Annotated in this window: 16 protein-coding genes and 1 rRNA gene; 8 read left to right on the forward strand and 9 right to left on the reverse strand. The window is 74.4% G+C overall.

All coding sequences use genetic code 11. From position 1 onward, the window contains the following. Positions 1-113 (forward strand): 23S ribosomal RNA (locus AC6H2I_RS06390); the annotation flags it as partial. Between the two features lie 142 nt (positions 114-255). On the opposite strand, the gene AC6H2I_RS06395 is transcribed toward AC6H2I_RS06390, so the two are convergent. Next, positions 256-1,248 (reverse strand): GlxA family transcriptional regulator, encoded by a 993-nt coding sequence (locus AC6H2I_RS06395; protein ID WP_497499752.1) that lies wholly within the window; start codon positions 1,246-1,248, stop codon positions 256-258. Positions 1,249-1,346: 98 nt separating this feature from the next. Here AC6H2I_RS06395 and AC6H2I_RS06400 point away from each other — a divergent pair, with 98 nt between their 5' ends. The 7 genes from AC6H2I_RS06400 to AC6H2I_RS06430 all read left to right on the forward strand — a co-directional run bounded on the left by AC6H2I_RS06400 (position 1,347) and on the right by AC6H2I_RS06430 (position 10,400). After that, positions 1,347-2,600 carry a sarcosine oxidase subunit beta family protein gene (locus AC6H2I_RS06400; protein WP_497499753.1) on the forward strand — a complete coding sequence of 418 codons (1,254 nt, stop codon included), beginning with the start codon at positions 1,347-1,349 and terminating at the stop codon, positions 2,598-2,600. 29 nt (positions 2,601-2,629) lie between these two features. After that, the gene (locus tag AC6H2I_RS06405) at positions 2,630-2,902 is read left to right on the forward strand and encodes a sarcosine oxidase subunit delta (RefSeq protein ID WP_497499754.1); all 273 of its coding nucleotides are present in this window, start codon (positions 2,630-2,632) and stop codon (positions 2,900-2,902) included. Beyond that, on the forward strand, positions 2,899-5,889 hold the full coding sequence (locus AC6H2I_RS06410; RefSeq protein WP_497499755.1) for a sarcosine oxidase subunit alpha family protein: 2,991 nt from the start codon (positions 2,899-2,901) through the stop codon (positions 5,887-5,889). Before AC6H2I_RS06405 ends, AC6H2I_RS06410 begins: the two co-directional genes overlap by 4 nt. Next, complete coding sequence (locus tag AC6H2I_RS06415; RefSeq protein WP_497499756.1) at positions 5,876-6,559, forward strand: sarcosine oxidase subunit gamma; 684 nt, start codon at positions 5,876-5,878, stop codon at positions 6,557-6,559. The genes AC6H2I_RS06410 and AC6H2I_RS06415 overlap by 14 nt, the downstream gene beginning before the upstream one ends. A gap of 124 nt (positions 6,560-6,683) precedes the next feature. Continuing rightward, on the forward strand, positions 6,684-7,634 hold the full coding sequence (locus AC6H2I_RS06420; RefSeq protein WP_497499953.1) for a TAXI family TRAP transporter solute-binding subunit: 951 nt from the start codon (positions 6,684-6,686) through the stop codon (positions 7,632-7,634). After that, positions 7,631-8,125, forward strand: a complete 495-nt coding sequence (locus AC6H2I_RS06425; RefSeq protein WP_497499757.1) for a DUF1850 domain-containing protein — start codon at positions 7,631-7,633, stop codon at positions 8,123-8,125. Before AC6H2I_RS06420 ends, AC6H2I_RS06425 begins: the two co-directional genes overlap by 4 nt. Positions 8,126-8,150: 25 nt before the next feature. Beyond that, positions 8,151-10,400 carry a TRAP transporter permease gene (locus AC6H2I_RS06430; RefSeq protein ID WP_497499758.1) on the forward strand — a complete coding sequence of 750 codons (2,250 nt, stop codon included), beginning with the start codon at positions 8,151-8,153 and terminating at the stop codon, positions 10,398-10,400. A 20-nt stretch (positions 10,401-10,420) separates the two neighbouring features. Here the strand turns inward: AC6H2I_RS06430 and AC6H2I_RS06435 are convergent, their stop codons facing one another. The 8 genes from AC6H2I_RS06435 to AC6H2I_RS06470 all read right to left on the reverse strand — a co-directional run bounded on the left by AC6H2I_RS06435 (position 10,421) and on the right by AC6H2I_RS06470 (position 17,441). Then, positions 10,421-10,909 carry a c-type cytochrome gene (locus tag AC6H2I_RS06435; RefSeq protein WP_497499759.1) on the reverse strand — a complete coding sequence of 163 codons (489 nt, stop codon included), beginning with the start codon at positions 10,907-10,909 and terminating at the stop codon, positions 10,421-10,423. Positions 10,910-11,043: 134 nt separating this feature from the next. Then, complete coding sequence (locus AC6H2I_RS06440) at positions 11,044-12,042, reverse strand: alpha-ketoacid dehydrogenase subunit beta (RefSeq protein ID WP_497499760.1); 999 nt, start codon at positions 12,040-12,042, stop codon at positions 11,044-11,046. Between the two features lie 10 nt (positions 12,043-12,052). Next, the gene (locus tag AC6H2I_RS06445) at positions 12,053-13,057 is read right to left on the reverse strand and encodes a thiamine pyrophosphate-dependent dehydrogenase E1 component subunit alpha (RefSeq protein ID WP_497499761.1); all 1,005 of its coding nucleotides are present in this window, start codon (positions 13,055-13,057) and stop codon (positions 12,053-12,055) included. Positions 13,058-13,190: 133 nt separating this feature from the next. Continuing rightward, positions 13,191-14,240 (reverse strand): metal-dependent hydrolase, encoded by a 1,050-nt coding sequence (locus tag AC6H2I_RS06450; protein ID WP_497499762.1) that lies wholly within the window; start codon positions 14,238-14,240, stop codon positions 13,191-13,193. Between the two features lie 105 nt (positions 14,241-14,345). Next, entirely contained in the window at positions 14,346-14,888 is a 543-nt protein-coding gene (locus AC6H2I_RS06455; RefSeq protein ID WP_497499763.1) for a HupE/UreJ family protein, read from the reverse strand. A gap of 29 nt (positions 14,889-14,917) precedes the next feature. Continuing rightward, positions 14,918-15,979, reverse strand: coding sequence for a hydrogenase expression/formation protein HypE (gene hypE, locus AC6H2I_RS06460; protein WP_497499764.1), 1,062 nt, complete (start codon positions 15,977-15,979; stop codon positions 14,918-14,920). After that, a complete protein-coding gene (gene hypD, locus AC6H2I_RS06465) occupies positions 15,976-17,139 on the reverse strand; it encodes a hydrogenase formation protein HypD (RefSeq protein ID WP_497499765.1) in 1,164 nt (387 codons plus the stop codon). The genes hypE and hypD overlap by 4 nt, the downstream gene beginning before the upstream one ends. Next, positions 17,136-17,441 carry a HypC/HybG/HupF family hydrogenase formation chaperone gene (locus AC6H2I_RS06470; RefSeq protein ID WP_497499766.1) on the reverse strand — a complete coding sequence of 102 codons (306 nt, stop codon included), beginning with the start codon at positions 17,439-17,441 and terminating at the stop codon, positions 17,136-17,138. Before AC6H2I_RS06470 ends, hypD begins: the two co-directional genes overlap by 4 nt. Between the last annotated feature and the right edge of the window lie 51 nt (positions 17,442-17,492).

A 17,492-nucleotide genomic window follows, 5' to 3' on the forward strand; every position in this document is an offset into this window, starting at 1 on the left:
CCAAACAAGCATTCCCCGAGAGCCGTGATAGACCATCACGTCGATAGGAGGCATGTGGACGCGCGGCAACGCGTGAAGCTAAGCCTTACTAATCGCTCGATCGGCTTGATCTCGCTCGTGCGCCCTGCGCAGCAGCAAGCCCGTGACCCGCACCGAACACGCGCATCCCCGTCACAAAACCGTCCTCACCGACCCGCCGCCGCCGGCGCGCCTCCCTCACCGGGGCGCGCCGGCGGCGGCGTGTGCGCGTCGCGCCTATCCCTCCCGGCGCCGCTCCGCGCCAGGCGGGTGGCCGAACCGGGCCTTGAAGCGGCGGGAAAAGTGGCTGCCGCCGGCGAAGCCGCACGCCACCGCCACCTCGGCCAGGGGCAGGGCGGTCTGGCGCAGCAGGGTGCGGGCGTGATCGAGGCGCAGGCCGACGTAGTGTTCGGCCAGCGAGGTGCCGAGGTGGTCGGCGAACAGCCGTTCCAGGTGGCGCACCGACATCCCGGCGATGGCGGCGAGCCGGACCCGTGGCAGCGGCGTCTCCAGCGCCGATTCCATGGCCTCCAGCACGCGCAGCAGCCGCGGATGGCTGACGCCTGTGCGCTCGCGCAGGTCCATGCGCTGCGGCCCGCTGCCCTGGCGCGCCCGCCCGTGCAGGAACCAGTCGCTCACCGCGTTCGCCAGCCCTGCGCCGTGGTCGGCGGCGATGAAGGCGAGCATGAGGTCCAGCGCGGCGATGCCGCCGGCGCAGGTGAGCCGGTTGCCGTCGATCTCGAACAGGGTGCGCGACACCAGGGCGTCGGGAAAATCCTCCAGGAAGGCCGGGATGTGCTCCCAGTGGATGGCGCAGCGGTGGCCGTCGAGCAGCCCGGCGCGGGCGACCACGTAGGGGCCGCCGGAGATCCCGCCGATCCGCCGCCCCAGCCGGGCCATGTGGCGCAGCCAGGCCAGGGTGGCCGGGTCACGGAAGGTGGCGGGGTTGCCGCCGGCGCAGACCAGGATGGTGTCGAGGTCGAGCACCGCGCCCACCCGGTGGTCGGCCAGGATGGTGGCGCCGTTGGACGCGGTGACCGCGTCGCCGGACGGCACGATGTGCGACCAGCGGTAGAGCGGACGCCCCGACAGCACGTTGGCGGCGCGCAGCGGTTCCACCGCCGAGGCGTAGGACATCAGCGCAAAGCCCGGGATCAGCAGCAGACCGATGGTCCGCGGCCCGGAGGAGGCGGCGGGGGTCGCACGGGCGGCTGGGGTGGCGTGTCTCATCGGGACAAAACTATGTCGTTTCCAGTCACAGGGCGGAAGGGAAAAGCGGCGACAGTCGGGGATGGTTCGACTGCCGGCTCCGGAGGCCCCGTCCCGTCATGCGCGCATACTCGCTGCTCGGCCTCCTCGCCAACGCCTTCATCGACCAGAGCGGCTGGACCCCGGCCTGGCGCGAGGCCGCGCCCAAGGGCTCCTATGACGCGGTCATCATCGGCGGCGGCGGGCATGGGCTGGCGACGGCCTACTATCTGGCCAAGGAACACGGCCTGACCAACATCGCGGTGCTGGAGAAGGGGGTGATCGGCTCCGGCAACGTCGGGCGCAACACCACGATCATCCGCTCCAACTACCTGCTGTCCGGCAACATCCCCTTCTACGAATGGTCGATGAAGCTGTGGGAGGGGCTGGAGCAGGACCTCAACTTCAACGCCATGGTCAGCCAGCGCGGCGTGCTGAACCTGTGCCATTCCGACGCCCAGCGCGACGCCTACGCCCGGCGCGGCAACGCCATGCGTCTGCACGGCGTCGACGCCGAGCTGCTGGACGCCGCGGCGGTGCGCCGCATGGTGCCGTTCCTCGACCACGACAACGCCCGCTTCCCGATCCGCGGCGGCCTGCTGCAGCGGCGTGGCGGCACGGTGCGCCACGACGCGGTGGCCTGGGGCTACGCCCGCGCCGCCGACCGCCGCGGCGTCGACATCGTCCAGAACTGCGAGGTCACCGGCCTGCGCGTCGAGGACGGGCGGGTGCGCGGGGTGGAGACCACCCGCGGCTTCATCGCCACGCCCAAGGTCGGCGTGGCGGTCGCCGGCCGCTCCTCCCAGCTCGCCGCCATGGCCGGGCTGACCCTGCCGATCGAAAGCCACGTCCTCCACGCCTTCGTGTCGGAGGCGGTCAAGCCGCTGATCGACATCGTGCTGACCTTCGGCGCCGGCCATTTCTACGTCAGCCAGTCGGACAAGGGCGGGCTGGTGTTCGGCGGCGACATCGACGGCTACAACTCCTACGCCCAGCGCGGCAACCTGCCGGCGATCGAGGACGTCATGGAGTGCGGCATGGCGCTGTGGCCGGGCATCGGCCGGCTGCGCCTGCTGCGCCATTGGGCCGGCATCATGGACATGTCGATGGACGGCTCGCCGATCATCGACCGCGCCCCGGTCGACGGGCTCTACCTCAACGCCGGCTGGTGCTACGGCGGCTTCAAGGCGACCCCGGCGGCGGGGTGGTGCTTCGCCCACCTGATGGCGCGGGACGAGCCGCACCCCCACGCCGCCGCCTACCGCCTCGACCGCTTCGCCACCGGCCACCTCCTCGACGAGAAGGGCGCCGGCGCCCGCCCCAACCTCCACTGAATCCCCCCGAAGGGAGCCCGCACGCACCCATGCGCATCCGCTGTCCCCATTGCGGCGAACGCGACGGCCGGGAGTTCTCCTACCTCGGCGACGCCACGGTGCACCGGCCGGACGCCGACGGGGCCGGCCCGGCCGACCCGGCCACCGCCACGACCGCGTACGTCTACCAGCGCCGCAATCCCGCGGGCGTGCACCGCGAGCTGTGGTGCCACACCCCCTGCCGCACCTGGATCCGGGTGACCCGCGACACCCGGACCCACCAGGTCCACGACACCGCCCCCGCGGCGGAGGGCGCGCGATGACCGCCCCGCCACCGGGCGCCGGGGCCTTCCGCACCCCGGCCGGCGGCCTGGTCGACCGCGACCGGCCCGTCGCCTTCCGTTTCGACGGCCGCGCCCACACCGGCCTCGCCGGCGACACCCTGGCGTCGGCCCTGCTGGCCGACGGGGTGCGGCTGGTCGGCCGCTCGTTCAAGTACCACCGCCCGCGCGGCCTCCTCGGCGCCGGGCCGGAGGAGCCCAACGCCCTGGTCGAGCTGGGCACCGGGGCGCGCCGCGAGCCCAACACCCGGGCCACCGTGGTGGAGCTGTGCGAGGGGCTGGAGGCGGCGAGCCAGAACCGTTGGCCCTCGCTGCGCTTTGACGCCATGGCGGCGACCGGGCGCCTCGGCTCCCTGTTCTCCGCCGGCTTCTACTACAAGACCTTCATGTGGCCGGCGTCGTTCTGGGAACGGGTGTACGAGCCGCTGATCCGGCGTGCCGCCGGGCTGGGCCGCGCCGCCGGCGCCGCCGATCCCGACCGCTACGAGCAGGCGTCGCTGTTCTGCGACGTGCTGGTGATCGGCGCCGGGCCGGCCGGCCTGGCCGCCGCCCTGGCGGCCGGCCGGGCCGGCGCCCGGGTGGTGCTGTGCGAGGAGGATTTCCGCCTCGGCGGTCGGCTGCTGGCGGAGCGCCGCGTGATCGACGGCCGGCCCGCGCTGGAGTGGGTGGCGGCGGCGGTGGCGGAGCTGGCCAGCCTGCCCGACGTCCGGCTGATGCCCCGCACCAGCGTCTTCGGCGCCTACGACCACGGCACGTACGGCGCGGTCGAGCGGGTCGCCACGGCGACCGAGCCGGCGCCGTTCCAGCCGCGCCAGCGGCTGTGGCGGATCGTGACGCGGCGCGCCGTGCTGGCCGCCGGCGCCATCGAGCGGCCAGCCCTGTTCGCCGGGAACGACGTTCCGGGTGTCATGCTGGCGGGTGCTGTACGCACGTACGTCAACCGCTACGCCGTGCTGCCCGGCCGCCGCGCCGTGGTTTACACCAGCGGCGACGACGGCTGGCGCACCGTGGCCGACCTGCTGGACGCCGGGGCGGAGGTGGCGGCCGTCGTCGACCCGCGGCCGGACCACCCGGCCGGCGTGGCGGCTCTGGCGGCGGCGACCGGCATCCCCGTGCTGGCCGGTGCGGTGGTCACCGGCACCCGCGGCGGGCGGGCGCTGCGCGCGGTCGAGGTGACCGGCGCCGACGGGCGCCGCAGCCGCTTCGACGCCGACCTGCTGGCCGTGGCCAACGGCTGGAACCCGTCCGTGCACCTGACCTGCCACCACGGCGCCAAGCCGGTGTGGGACGCCGCGGCCGCGATGTTCGTGCCGGGGCCGGCACCGCCCGGCATGGCCGTCGCCGGGGCCGCCGCCGGCCGTCTCACCCTGGCCGAGGCCCTGGCTGACGGCACCGCCCTCGGGAGCGCGGCGGCGGCCGACAGCGGCTTCGCCGCGACGCCGCCGCCGGTCCCGGCCTGCGACCCCGAGACCGCCGCGAGCCGGCCGGTGTGGCGCGCCACCGGCCGCGGCAAGGCCTTCGTCGACCTGCAGAACGACGTCACCGCCGCCGACGTGGCGCTGGCCCACCGCGAGGGCTACCGCGCGGTCGAGCTGCTGAAGCGCTACACCACCCTGGGCATGGCCACCGACCAGGGCAAGACCTCCAACGTGCCGGCCATCGCCCTGATGGCGTCGCTGACCGGGGACCCGGTCGGAACGGTGGGCACGACGGTGTTCCGCCCGCCCTACACGCCGGTGGCCATCGGCGCCCTGGCCGGGCCGCACCGCGGCCGCGCCTTCCGCCCGACCCGGCTGACGCCGACCCACGCCTGGGCGGTCGAGCGGGGGGCGGTGTTCGTCGAGGCCGGGGCCTGGCTGCGCGCCCAGCACTACCCGCGCCCGGGGGAGAGCGGCTGGCGCGAAACGGTCGACCGCGAGGTGATGACCGTGCGCGGCGCCGTCGGCGTGTGCGACGTCTCCACGCTCGGCAAGATCGAGGTGCGCGGCGCCGACGCCGGGCGCTTCCTCGACCGCGTCTACGCCAACACCCTGTCGACCCTGAAGGTCGGCCGGGCGCGCTACGGGCTGATGCTGCGCGAGGACGGCCACGTCATGGACGACGGCACCGTCGCCCGCCTGGGGGCGGAGCATTTCGTCGCCACCACCACCACCGCCAACGCCGCGGCGGTGCTGGCCCACCTGGATTTCTGCGCCCAGGTGCTGTGGCCGGGGCTCGACGTGCGCCTGGTGCCGGTGACCGAGCAGTGGGCGCAGCTCGCCATCGCCGGGCCGCGGGCGCGCGACGTGGTGCGGGCGGTGGTCGACGCCGGCATCGACCTGTCCAACGGCGCCTTCCCGCACATGAGTGCGGCGGCGGTGACGGTGGGCGGCGGCGTGCCGGCCCGGCTGTTCCGCATCTCCTATTCCGGCGAGCTGGCGTACGAGCTGGTGGTCCCGGCCGATGCCGGCGACGCCGCGGTGCGCGCGGTGATGGCGGCGGGGGCGCCCCATGGCATCGCCCCCTACGGCACCGAGGCGATGGGGGTGCTGCGCATCGAGAAGGGCCACGTCGCCGGCGGCGAGATGAACGGCCGCACCACCGCCGCCGACCTCGGCCTGGGCCGGCTGGTCACGGCGGACCCCGCCACCATCGGCGCGGTGATGGCCGGACGCCCCGGGCTGTGCGACCCCGCGCGGCCGCGGCTCGCGGGCGTCCGCCCGGTCGATCCCGCCGCCCGGCTGACCGCCGGGGCGGTCCTGCTGCCGCTCGGCGCCGCCGCGACCGCGGAGCACGAGCAGGGCTGGATGACCTCGGCCGCCCACTCCCCCGGGCTCGGCCACATGATCGGGCTCGGCCTGATCCGCGGCGGCCCGGAACGGTGGGGCGAGCGGCTGCGTGCGGTCGATCTCGTGCGCGGCCTCGACGTCGAGGTCGAGATCGTCGCTCCCGTCTTCGTCGATCCGGAGGGCCACCATGTCCGCCACTAGCCCGGCCCCGGCCGACCGACCGGCCTGGACGCCCGTGTCCCCCTGGGACGGCCTGCTGCACCCGGGACGGCTTGGCTTACCGGGCGGCGCGGCCGGGGTGCGGGTGTGGCCGGCCCAGCCGGGGTGCGCCGCCACCCTGGCCGCCGGGCCGGGCGGCGAGGACGCCCTGGCGGCGGCGCTGGGCGAGCGGTTCGGAACCGCCCTGCCGGGAGCCGGCCGCCTGTCCCGCGGCCCCGGGATCGCGGTGCGCTGGACCGGGCCGGGGCAGTGGCTGGTCACCGCCGACGCCCCGGCGACGGCGGACCGCCTCGCCGTCGGGCTGGCCGGAACGGCGGTGGTGGTGGCCCAGGGCGCGGCCCGGGCCGCCCTGCGCCTGGCCGGCCCCCGGGCGCGCGACGCGCTGGCCAAGGGCTGCGTCGTCGACCTGGACGGGCGGGTGTTCGGCCCCGACGCCGTGGCGCTGACGACGGTCGCCCACATGGCCGTCCACCTGGTGCGGGTCGACGACGGCGCGACGGCCGCGGGAGCGCCAGCGTTCGAGCTGTCGGTCGGCCGCAGCCTTGCCGGCGGGCTGTGGCACTGGCTGCGCGGAGCGGCCGAGGAATACGGCGTCGAGGTGCTGGCCGCGGCGCCGGGGGAGGGCGATTTTGCTTGCCCTTCCGGCCGGTAACCGGAAGGATCCGGCGGGCAAGAGCAAGAATCGCCCCAGGGTGTGGACGCCGTCCCCACCCACCATCAATACGCAAGGGAACGGGAGACACCGAATGTTGACGAGACGTACGGCCGTTGCGACGATGATTGTCGCGGGCATGACTCTGGCCGCCGCCGTCCCGGCGATTGCGCAGGAGCGGGTGTTCTTCGGCATCGCCACCGGCGGCACCGGCGGCACCTACTACCCGCTGGGCGGCATGCTCGCGCAGCTCATCTCCAACAAGGCGGCCCTGGACGGCAAGAAGATCACGGCCACGGCCGAGACCGGCAACGCGTCGGTGGCGAACGCCCAGCTGCTGGGCAAGGGCGAGATCGAGAGCGCCTTCATCGCCGCCGACATCCTGGACGCCGGCTACCACGGCAAGGCGCAGTTCAAGGACGCGCCGCTGAAGAACCTGCGCGCCCTGGGCGCCCTCTACCCCGAGACGGTGCAGCTCGTGGTGCGCGCCGACAGCGACATCAAGTCCTTCAAGGACCTCAAGGGCCACGCCGTGTCCTCGGGCTCGCCGGGGTCGGGGCAGTGGCAGCTGCTGGGCGACCTCCTGGAAGCCCACGGCATGACCCGCGAGGACGTGAAGGAGGACTACTCGTCCTTCGCCCAGTCCGTCGACAAGATCCGCGACGGCAACCTCGATGCCTCGCTGATCACCGCGGGCATGCCGACCAGCGCGGTCACCGACCTGGCCCAGGGCCACCCCGTGCGCATCGTCCCGCTGTCAGGGCCGGAGATCGCCACGCTGAAGGAGAAGCAGCCCTACTACGCGTCGGTCACCGTTCCGGCCGACACCTACAAGGGCCAGACCGACAAGGTCGAGACGCTGGCGGTGATGGCGATCTGGGCCACCCACGAGTCGCTGCCGGACGACGTCGCCTACGAGGTCACCAAGGCGCTCTACGAGAACACCGCGATCATGGCCCAGGTGCACAGCCAGGGCAAGAACATCACCCCGGAGACCGCGCTCCAGTCGGTGTCGGTGCCGGTCCACCCCGGCGCCGCCAAGTTCTACAAGGAGAAGGGCATCTCCAAGCCGTGAAACGCGCCGCGGCGGTGATCGCGACGCTGCTGGCGGCGGCACCGGCCCTGCCGGCGCCGTCGCTGGCTGGCTGCGCGCCGGCCCTGGTGATCCGCGAGGCGCGCGCCGGCGACGAGCTGGCGCGCGTCGCGCTCGATTCCGCCCGGCCGGCCTTCGCCACCGCCTACCGCCATTCGGTGACCGGGGCCACCGTCAGCGACGACTACCGCGTCGAGGACGGGCGCATCGTGCTGGTGCGCGAACGCTTCGCCGGGTCCGGCTATGGCCTGGCCCAGGGGCCGGAGGGACCGGGCGAGCGGCTCGTGACGGCGCCCGACGGCACCCGCGTGCTGACCCTGGCGCGGCCGATCGACCGCCTGGTGATCCGCGCCTCGGCGGCCGCCGGCAACCGCCTCACCGCGCCCCGGGTCCTCGACCTGACACGCTGGGGCGACGGCCCCCGCGAACTCGCCGTGGAGGCCTGCCCGGCCGCCGCGGCCACCTCCGGATAACCTCCCAGCAGGGGACGACGACGCCTTGACCACGCCGCCGCACACGCCGCCACACGCGCCCGGGCGCCCGCGCGACGACGCGCCGCTGAACGACGCCCAGATCCAGGACCTGGTCGAGGAGTACGATCCGGAATCGAACTTCCGGCGGGTGGTCGGGTTCGGCGCGCTGGTCATCACCGTGGTGTCGGTGGCGCTGTCGAGCTGGCACCTCTACACCGCCGGCTTCGGCCTGCTGAACGAGATCGCCCACCGCGCCACCCACCTGGCCACCGTGCTGGCCCTGGTGTTCCTGGTGTTCCCCCGGCAGAAGCACGCGCGGCCGGCCGCCGACTGGCTGGTCTCCACCGGCTTCGCCGCCTTCTACCTCTACATCGGCTGGGACCTCGTGCAGGCGCTGCCGGCCGACGCCGCCGGCGCGGGCTGGGCGTTCTTCGCCGGCATCGCCGCGCTGAGCGCGCTCAGCCTGCCGCTCGGCCTGGGCGGCGCCGGGCGCGAGGGCGGCATCCCGCTGCGCGACTGGGTGTTCGCCGCCGCCGCCGCCAGCTTCTCGCTGTACCTCATCCTCAACTTCGACAACGTGTTCATCGCCCGGGTCGGCCAGCCGATCCCGGTGGACTACATGCTGGGCGTGCTGGCCATCGTCATGGTGACCGAGGCGACCCGGCGCACCATGGGCCTGTTCCTGCCGATCCTCGGCATCGCCTGCCTGCTCTACGGCATGCTCGGGCCCTGGCTGCCGGGGATGATGGCGCACCGCGGCTACACCATCACCCGCATCGTCAACCACCTCTACCTCGGCACCGAGGGCATCTACGGCATCCCCGTCGGCGTGGTGGCGACCTACGTCTACCATTTCGTGCTGTTCGGGGTGCTGGCCCAGGCGACCGGGCTGGGCCAGATCTTCATCGACCTGGCGACCATCGTCGCCGGGCGCTACTCCGGCGGTCCGGCCAAGGTGTCGGTGGTGTCGTCGGGGATGTTCGGGATGATCTCCGGATCGGCCATCGCCAACACCGTGACCACCGGCGCCCTGACCATCCCGATGATGAAGCGGGTCGGCTTCTCCAGCCGCTTCGCCGCGGCGACCGAGGCCGCCTCGTCGTGCGGCGGCCAGATCACCCCGCCGATCATGGGCGCCTCGGCCTTCGTCATGGCCGAGACCCTGGGCATCCCCTACACCGACCTGATCGCCGTCGCCATCGTCCCGGCGATCATGCACTACCTGGCCATCCTGCTGATGGTGCACCTGGAGGCCCGCCGCCTCGGCCTGTCGGGCATGACGGCGGCCGACATCCCGCGCATCGGCGCGGTGTTCGCCCGGGGCTGGCACCTGCTGATCCCGCTGGTGGTCATGGTGGCGCTGCTGCTGATGCGCTACACCCCCTTCCTGGCCGCCTTCTGGGGCATCATCCTGACCATCCTGTGCTCGTACATCCCGCTGCTGCTGAGGCCCCTGGGGGTCACCGGCATGATCGGCCGGCCGATGACGCCCAAGGCCCTGGTCGAGGGCTTCGAGTTCGGCGCGAAGTACGCCCTGGGCATCGGCGCGGCGTGCGCGTGCGTCGGCTTCATCCTCGGCATCACCACCCTGACCGGCGTCGGCTTCAAGTTCTCCGCCGCCGTGTTCTCCGCGTCCGGCGGCATGGCCGAGGCGGTGCTGGCCTTCGACCCGCTGGGCCTGCTCGACGGCACGGCGCTGACCGTGTTCTTCGGGCTGATCCTGACGGCGATCGCCTGCATCATCATGGGCACGGGCATCCCCACCACCCCCAGCTACATCATCCTGGCGGCCATCGTGGCGCCGGCGCTGGCCATGCTCGGCGTGCCGCTGCTGGCCACCCACTTCTTCGTGTTCTACTTCGGCGTGCTGGCCGACGTGACGCCGCCGGTGGCGCTGGCCGCCTTCGCCGCCGCCGGCATCGCCGGGTCGGAGCCGATGCGCACGGGCATGACCGCCTTCCGCCTGTCCATGGGCAAGGCGCTGGTGCCGTTCATGTTCGTCTACGCCCCCAGCCTGCTGTTCATCGACTTCGCCTGGGACCGCTTCATCGTCGCCTTCGGCTCGGGCGTGCTCGGCATCGTGGCGCTCAGCGTCGCCTTCACCGGCTGGTTCGCCCGGCCGCTCGACAGCGCCAGCAAGGCGCTGCTGACGGTGGCCGGCCTGTGCCTGATCTTCAACAACTGGTGGCTGATCGCGGCGGGCACCGTGGCCACCCTGGCCATCCTGGCCTGGCACGGCACCGCCGCGTCCCGCGCCGCCGCCCCGGCGCGCTGAGCGCCCGGGGCGGCCGGTCCCTACTGCGGCATCACCAGGCCGAGGTAGGGGGCCGGCGGGGTGTCCTGGGCACCGGCCGGCGGCGGCACGGCGTGGCGCACGGCCGGCAGGCTCTTCAGATAGGCCGCGAGGTCCCGGGCGTCGGCGTCGGTCAGCGCGGCGTAGGACGGCCAGGGCATCACCGGGGCGAGCTGGCGGCCGTCGGGCCGCACCCCGGTGCGCACCGCCCGGATGATGTCGTCGGCGCTCCAGGCGCCGAGCCCGGTGTCCGGGTCGGGTGTGAGGTTGGGCGGGAAGAACACGCCCAGCCCGGGGATGCCGAACCCCACCGCCGAGCCCGCCAGATGCAGGGCCGGGTCGGGCTTGCCGGCCAGCGCGCCGCCGGTGTGGCAGCCCTGGCAGTCCATGATGCGGGCGAGGTAGGCGCCGCGCTCCGCGGGCTCCTGCCCGCGGGCGGCCGTGGCCATGGTCAGAGCCAGGCCGAGGATGGCGAGGCCGAAGGCGTTCATGATGTCGGGACTCCTCGATCGTCAGGGGTGGGGGCCGGCCGGCACACCCCTGCCGTTGCCGCCCGTCGCGGAGGACGGGCGGAACAGGGCGGGCGCGGGGCGGGGGCCGGGAGAGGGAAGCGGGGCGGCCGGCCTCACGCCGGGGAGAGCACGCCCTCGCCGGGATGGACCGGACGGCCGACGAGGCGGCTGGCCGCCGACACCACCTCGGCCATCTGGGGCACGAAGGCCTGCTCCAGCGGAAAGCTGGCGGGGGCGGGGGCGTCCGGGCCGGTCAGGCGCAGCACCGGCGCGCGCAGATGGCCGAAGGCCTGCTCGGCCACCAGGGCCGCGACCTCCGCGCCGACCCCGCACATCCGGCTGGCCTCGTGCACCACGACGACGCGGCCGGTCTTGCGGGCGGCGCGCAGGATGGCCTCCTCGTCGAGCGGCTTCAGGGTGCGCAGGTCCAGCACCTCGGCCTCGATGCCGGCGGCGGCGAGCTCGGCCGCCGCGCGCAGGCAGGTGTCGACCGTCTTGGCGTAGCTGATCAGGGTGACGTCGCCGCCCTCCCGGCGCACCGCCGCCTGGCCCAGCGGCACGGTGACGTCGTCGCCGTCCGGCACCTCGCCGGCGGCGTAGGCCAGCGCGATGTCGGTGAACACCAGCACCGGGTTGTCGTCGCGGATGGCGGCCTTGAGCAGGCCCTTGGCGTCGGCCGCGGTGGAGGGCATCACCACCTTGAGGCCGGGGCTGTGGACGAACCAGGCCTCGAGGTTGTGGTTGTGCTGGGCGCCGCCCCCCCAGCCCGCCCCGGTCATGGCCATCACCACCATCGGGAAGGCGAACTGGCCGCCGGAGACGTAGCGCAGCTTGCCCGCGCTGTTGACGATCTCGTCCATGGCGTAGCACAGGAAGGGCGCGAACAGGAGGTCGACCACCGGGCGCAGGCCGGTGGCCGCCGCCCCGGCGGCGGTGCCGGCGATGATCCCCTCGGCCAGCGGGGTGTTGCGCACGCGCGCCGCGCCGAACGCGCTCACCAGGTCGCGCCGCTTGGTCGCCACCCCCTCGCCCATGAGGAGGACCCGGTCGTCGCGGCGCATCTCTTCGGCCAACGCCGCGGACAGGGCGTCGCTGATGGTCATCTGCTGCATGATCGCCTCCTCAGGCGTAGACGTCGGTGGTGAGGACCTGCCGGTCCGGGTAGGGGCTGGCGTCGGCGAAGGCCAGCGCCTCCTCCAGGGTGTGGCCCACCGCGTGCTCCAGCGCCTCCAGCGCGGCGGCGCTCAGCAGGCCGCCGTCCAGGGCGCGCTGCCGGGCCATGGCGACGGGGTCGCGGGCGCGCCAGCGGGCCAGTTCCTCGGCGTCGACGTAGGCCTGGTCGTCGGGCTCGAAATGGCCGCGCAGACGGTAGGTCTGCACCTCCAGGAGGAAGGGCTTGCGGGTGCGGCGCACGGCCTCCGCGGCGGCGGCGGCGGCGGCGTGAACGGCGGTCACGTCCATGCCGTCGGCGACCGCCCAGTCCATGCCGTAGGCCGCGGCCTGCGGCGCCACCCGCTCGGCCAGCGTCGTCTCGCGGCGGTGGACGAAGGCCTGCCACTGGTTGTTCTCGCAGACATAGAGAACCGGCAGGTTCCAGGCCGCCGCGAGGTTCAGGGATTCGTGGAAGCGCCCCTGGCAGGCCGCGCCGTCGCCGAAGAAGCAGACGACGATGCCGTCGCCGCCCAGCATGGAGCGCGACAGGGCGACGCCGGTGGCCAGCGACAGCTCGCCGCCGACGATGGTGGAGGTGAGCACGACCCCCAGCTCCCGGATCGATATGTGCAGCGAGCCGCTCTTGCCGCCGCAGTAGCCGTCCGTCTTGCCCATCACCTCGGCCAGCATCCGGCCGGGCTCGGCGCCACGGGCCAGGAGGTGGCCGGCGCTGCGGTGGTTGGTGAGGATCAGGTCGGCGTCGGCGAGGGCGGCGACCACGCCGACCGCGGCGGCCTCCTGGCCGACCGCGGTGCAGGTGCCGGCGGCGCGCTGCTCGGCCTGCAGCCGCACGGTCGTCTCCTCGTAGGCACGGATCAGCATCATCCGCCGCAGCGACTCGACCGGGTCGAGACCGGCGGGACCGGTGAGGGGGGGCGCGGCGGTGCCGCGGAAGGCGCGAGCGGAGTCGTCCATGGGGGCCGGACCTCGTCTGTGAAGGTGGCCGGACTATAGGGACGCAACCCACCGCTGCGTGCTAACACTTTCCTCACCCAACCCTAAAACATTCGTAAGCGTCCGGTCGCGCGGCGCCGCACGCGACGGCGGGTCAGCCGGACGGCCCGGCGCCGACGATGCGGCTCCACAGGTCCTGCCAGGCCGCGCCGGAGGCGTCGCGGGGGGCGCGGAAGGTCTCCACCGCCCCGGCCAGCCGCCCCGCCCCGTCGACCGCGGCCTCGACCCCCCAGAAGCCGAGCGCCGAGGTGCCGGGAAGGCCGTAGCGGTGGTCGTAGCCCTGGACCAGGGTGCCGCCGCCGTCCAGCGGCCGCTCGCGCCAGATGAGGTGGCCCATGGCGAACCACCGGAAGATCGCCGCTTCCGGCGTCGCCGCCACCGCGGCCACGGCCGGGGAATCCGCCCGCGCGAAGCGCTCCCAGCGGATCTCCCGGTCGCTCAGCACGGAATGGAAGCCGACCAGCACGGCGTCGGGCGTTTCCACCACCACCCGGCGCAGCAGGGGCTGGAACAGGGTGGGGTAGGCGCTCACCCGGGCCGTCTCGCCGACCTGCGCCCGGGCCACCGCCTCGACCCGGCCGTTGATGGCCCAGGCGCCCACCGTGTAGGCCGCGACCACGATCAGCGCCGCCCCCGCCACATCCTCGGCCAGCGCGGTGCGGCGGCGCGCCCGGAGGCCGACCACCAGGGCCGCCACCAGGATCAGGCTGTAGAGCGGGTCGATGATCGGCATGGCGTTGATGGCGAACCGCGTGTCGGTCAGCGGGTAGAGCCACTGCGTGCCGTAGGAGGTGAAGATGTCGATCACCGGGTGGGTCATCAGCGCCAGCACCGCCAGCCAGATCCACCCCCGCAGCGCCCCCTCGCCGGTCCATGGGCCCGTCAGGCCATGACGCGCGCGGTGCCAGCGCCACACCAGCCAGCCCAGCAGCGGCCCGACGGCCGGCCCGAACAGGAGGGAGTGGGTCAGGCCGCGGTGGTGCAGCCAGTTGACGAAGGGACCGCCGATCCAGCCCGCGGCGACGTCGAGGTCGGGGATCAGCGCGATCACCGCGCCGACGGCCAGCGCCCGCCGGCCGAAGCGGTGCCGGAATCCGGCCTGCGCCACCGTCGCGCCCAGCAGCATCTGGGTTGCCGTGTCCATGCCCTGCCTGTCCTCCCGGTGCCGCCCCATGTCCGGGCCGCATCAAGGGGCAGGCGGGCCGCCGCGTCAAGCCACCGCCCGCGGCGGCCTGGCGGCGGCGCCCGATCACCGGCGCAGCGCCTGCTCCGACGGCCGCGGCAGCACGCGGCGCAGCCCCAGGCCGGCGGCGAAGCCGGCGCCGTGCAGGGCGGCGGTCGCCAGCACGAAGCCCAGGGCGTAGCCCAGCGCGGCGGCCTGCGCCGGCATTTCCGCCCCGTGGGCGTGGCCGTGGAACAGGCCGAACCAGCCGGCCAGCGCCACCCCCAGGGCCGCGTTGCGGCCCAGCGGCAGCACGCACAGCAGGCCCAGCACCACCACCGAGGCGTAGATCATCGGCTCGACCAGCGGCAGGCCGACGCCGGCCATGCCGAGGGCACCGCCCGCCAGCATGGCGCCGACGAAGGCGGCGGGCATGCCCAGGCGCGCCCGCCCGCCGGTCAGCGCCGCGCACAGGCCGACCGTGACCATCGCCAGCAGGTGGTCGATGCCGTGCAGCGGGTGGGCGGCGCCGTCGGCGAAACCGGCGGCGGAGAGGTGGCCGGGGTGGGCCAGCGCCGGGCCGGCCAGCAGGGTGAGAAGGGCGGCGGCGATCAGGGTGCGGGGGCTCATGGGGTGATGTCCTCGAGGGTGGGAAGGGGTCAACAGATGCGCGGCAGCGGGTCGCCGACCAGCAGGTCGATCAGCCGGGTGCCGCCGAAGGGGGTTTCCATGACGACGCGGTGGCGGGGGTCGTCGGTGACGGTGCCGACCAGGGCGGCGTTGCCGCCGTGGCGGTGGGCGCGCACCGCGGCCAGGGCGGCGTCGGCCTCGGCGGCGGGCAGCACGGCCACCGCGACGCCCTCGTTGCCCAGATAGAGCGGGTCGAGGCCCAGCAGGTCGCACAGGCCGCGCACCGCGGGGCGGACGGGGACGGCGCCCTCGGCGATCGACACGCCGACCGCCGACGCCTCGGCCAGTTCGTTCAGCACCGCGGCGAGGCCGCCGCGGGTGGCGTCGCGGATCAGCCGGGTGCCGGGGGCGGCGTCGAGCAGGGCGCCGATCAGGCCGTTCAGGGGCGCGCAGTCGCTGCCGACGGGGACGTCCACCGCCAGCTCGCCGCGCGCCGCCAGGATGGCCGTGCCGTGGTCGCCGAGCGCGCCGCTCACCAGCACCCGGTCGCCGGGGCGGGCGGCGGCGATGGAAAGATCGAGCCCCGGCCGGATGACGCCAACGCCGCTGGTGGTGATGAACAGCTTGTCGCAGGCGCCGCGGGCGACGACCTTGGTGTCGCCGGTCACCACCCGCACCCCGGCCTCCCGCGCCGTCGCCGCGAGCGACGCGGCGACCCGCCGCAGGGTGTCCACCGCCAGCCCCTCCTCGATCACCACGGCGCAGGACAGCACGAGCGGCACCGCGCCGCCGACGGCGAGGTCGTTGACGGTGCCGCACACCGCCAGCCGGCCGATGTCGCCGCCGGGAAAGAACAGGGGGTCGACCACGAAGCTGTCGGTGGTGAAGGCCAGCCGGTCGCCGTGCGCCGCGAGATCCGCCAGCGGCAGCCGCGCCTGGTCCTCCAGGGGGGCGGCGGCCCCGCCGGCGCCCGCGTCCGGGTCGGCGAAGGCGCCGACGAAGACGTCCTCCACCAGGTCGCGCATGGCGCTGCCGCCCCCGCCATGGGCCAGGGTGACGGTGGGGACGGTGACCCGCCGCCGCCCGGTCACGCCGCACCCCGCAGCCCGCCGTACAGGCGGTAGGCGGCGCAGGCCCCCTCCGAGGACACCATCAGGGCGCCGATCGGCGTCTCGGGCGTGCACGCCGTGCCGAACAGGGCGCATTCCCAGGGCTTCAGCACGCCCTTCAGCACGTCGCCGCAGCGGCACGCGGCGGGATCGACGACGGTGAGCCCGCGCACCGCGAAGCGGCGCTCCGCGTCGAAGCGGGCGTAGCGGTCGCGGATGCGCACGCCCGAGTGGTCGATGCTGCCCAGGCCGCGCCACTCGAAGAACTCCCGCGGCTCGAACACGGTCTCGATGGCGCGGAGCGCCGCGGGGTTGCCGGCCTCGGGCACGACGCGGGCGTACTGGTTCTCGATGGTGGCGGTGCCCGCCCCGATCTGCGCCACCAGCATCCACACCGCCTGCAGCACGTCCAGCGGCTCGAACCCGGTGACCGCCAGGGGGCGGCGGTAGTGCTCGGCGATGAAGCGGTAGGGGCGCAGGCCGATGACCATGCTGACGTGGCCCGGCCCGATGAAGCCGTCGACCAGCATCCCCGGGCTGTCGAGCACCGCCTTCAAGGTGGGGATGATGGTGATGTGGTTGGAGAAGAGGGAGAAGTTGGCCACCCCCTCGCGCTCCGCCCGCAGCACGGTCAGGGCGGTCGACGGCATGGTCGTCTCGAAACCCAGGCCGAAGAACACGACCTCGCGGTCGGGGTTGCGGCGGGCCAGCTCCAGCGCATCGAGGGGCGAATACACCATGCGGATGTCGGCGCCGTCGGCGCGGGCCTGGAGCAGCGACTTGCGCGAGCCCGGCACCCGCATGGCGTCGCCGAAGGTGGTGAAGATCACCCGCGGGTCCTCGGCGATGGCCACCGCGTCGTCGATGCGGCCGGTGGGCAGCACGCAGACCGGGCAGCCCGGGCCGTGCAGGAACTCCACCCCCGGGGGCAGCACCCCGGCCAGGCCGTGGCGGAAGATGGCGTGGGTGTGGCCGCCGCACACCTCCATCAGCCGGATCGGCCGGTCGGCGTCGGCGCCCAGCCGGTCCAGCGCGCCGGCGATGCGGGCGATCAGCCGGCGGCCGGTGTCGCGGTCGTGGAACGGGGCGACCGGGTCCGCGTCGGGGGCCGTGGTGGTGGGGCGGTCGGCTGGGGTGCTCATGGTGCGGCCTCCGGGGTGGGGGAGGGGTCGACCGACGCGCGGATCGCGGCGATCTCGGCGTCGGCCTCGCCCAGCGTGGCCAGCAGGGCCAGGGTGGCCTCGGCCTCCGCCTCGTCGATCAGGCTCATGGCGAAGCCCACGTGGATCAGCGCCCAGCGCCCCAGCAGGGCGTCGAGGGACCGGCCCGGCTCGGCCACGCACTGGACGTCGACCGTGCGGGTGACGCCGGAGACGTCGACCGTCGCCAGCATGGCGCCGGCGTCGACGATGGCGACGATGCGGCCGGGGATTCCCAGGCACATGATGACGTGTCCTCCCTATGCGTCGCCCGCATCCCGGCCCGGCCGGGACGG

It is taken from the genome of Azospirillum sp. NS33 (assembly GCF_059703765.1).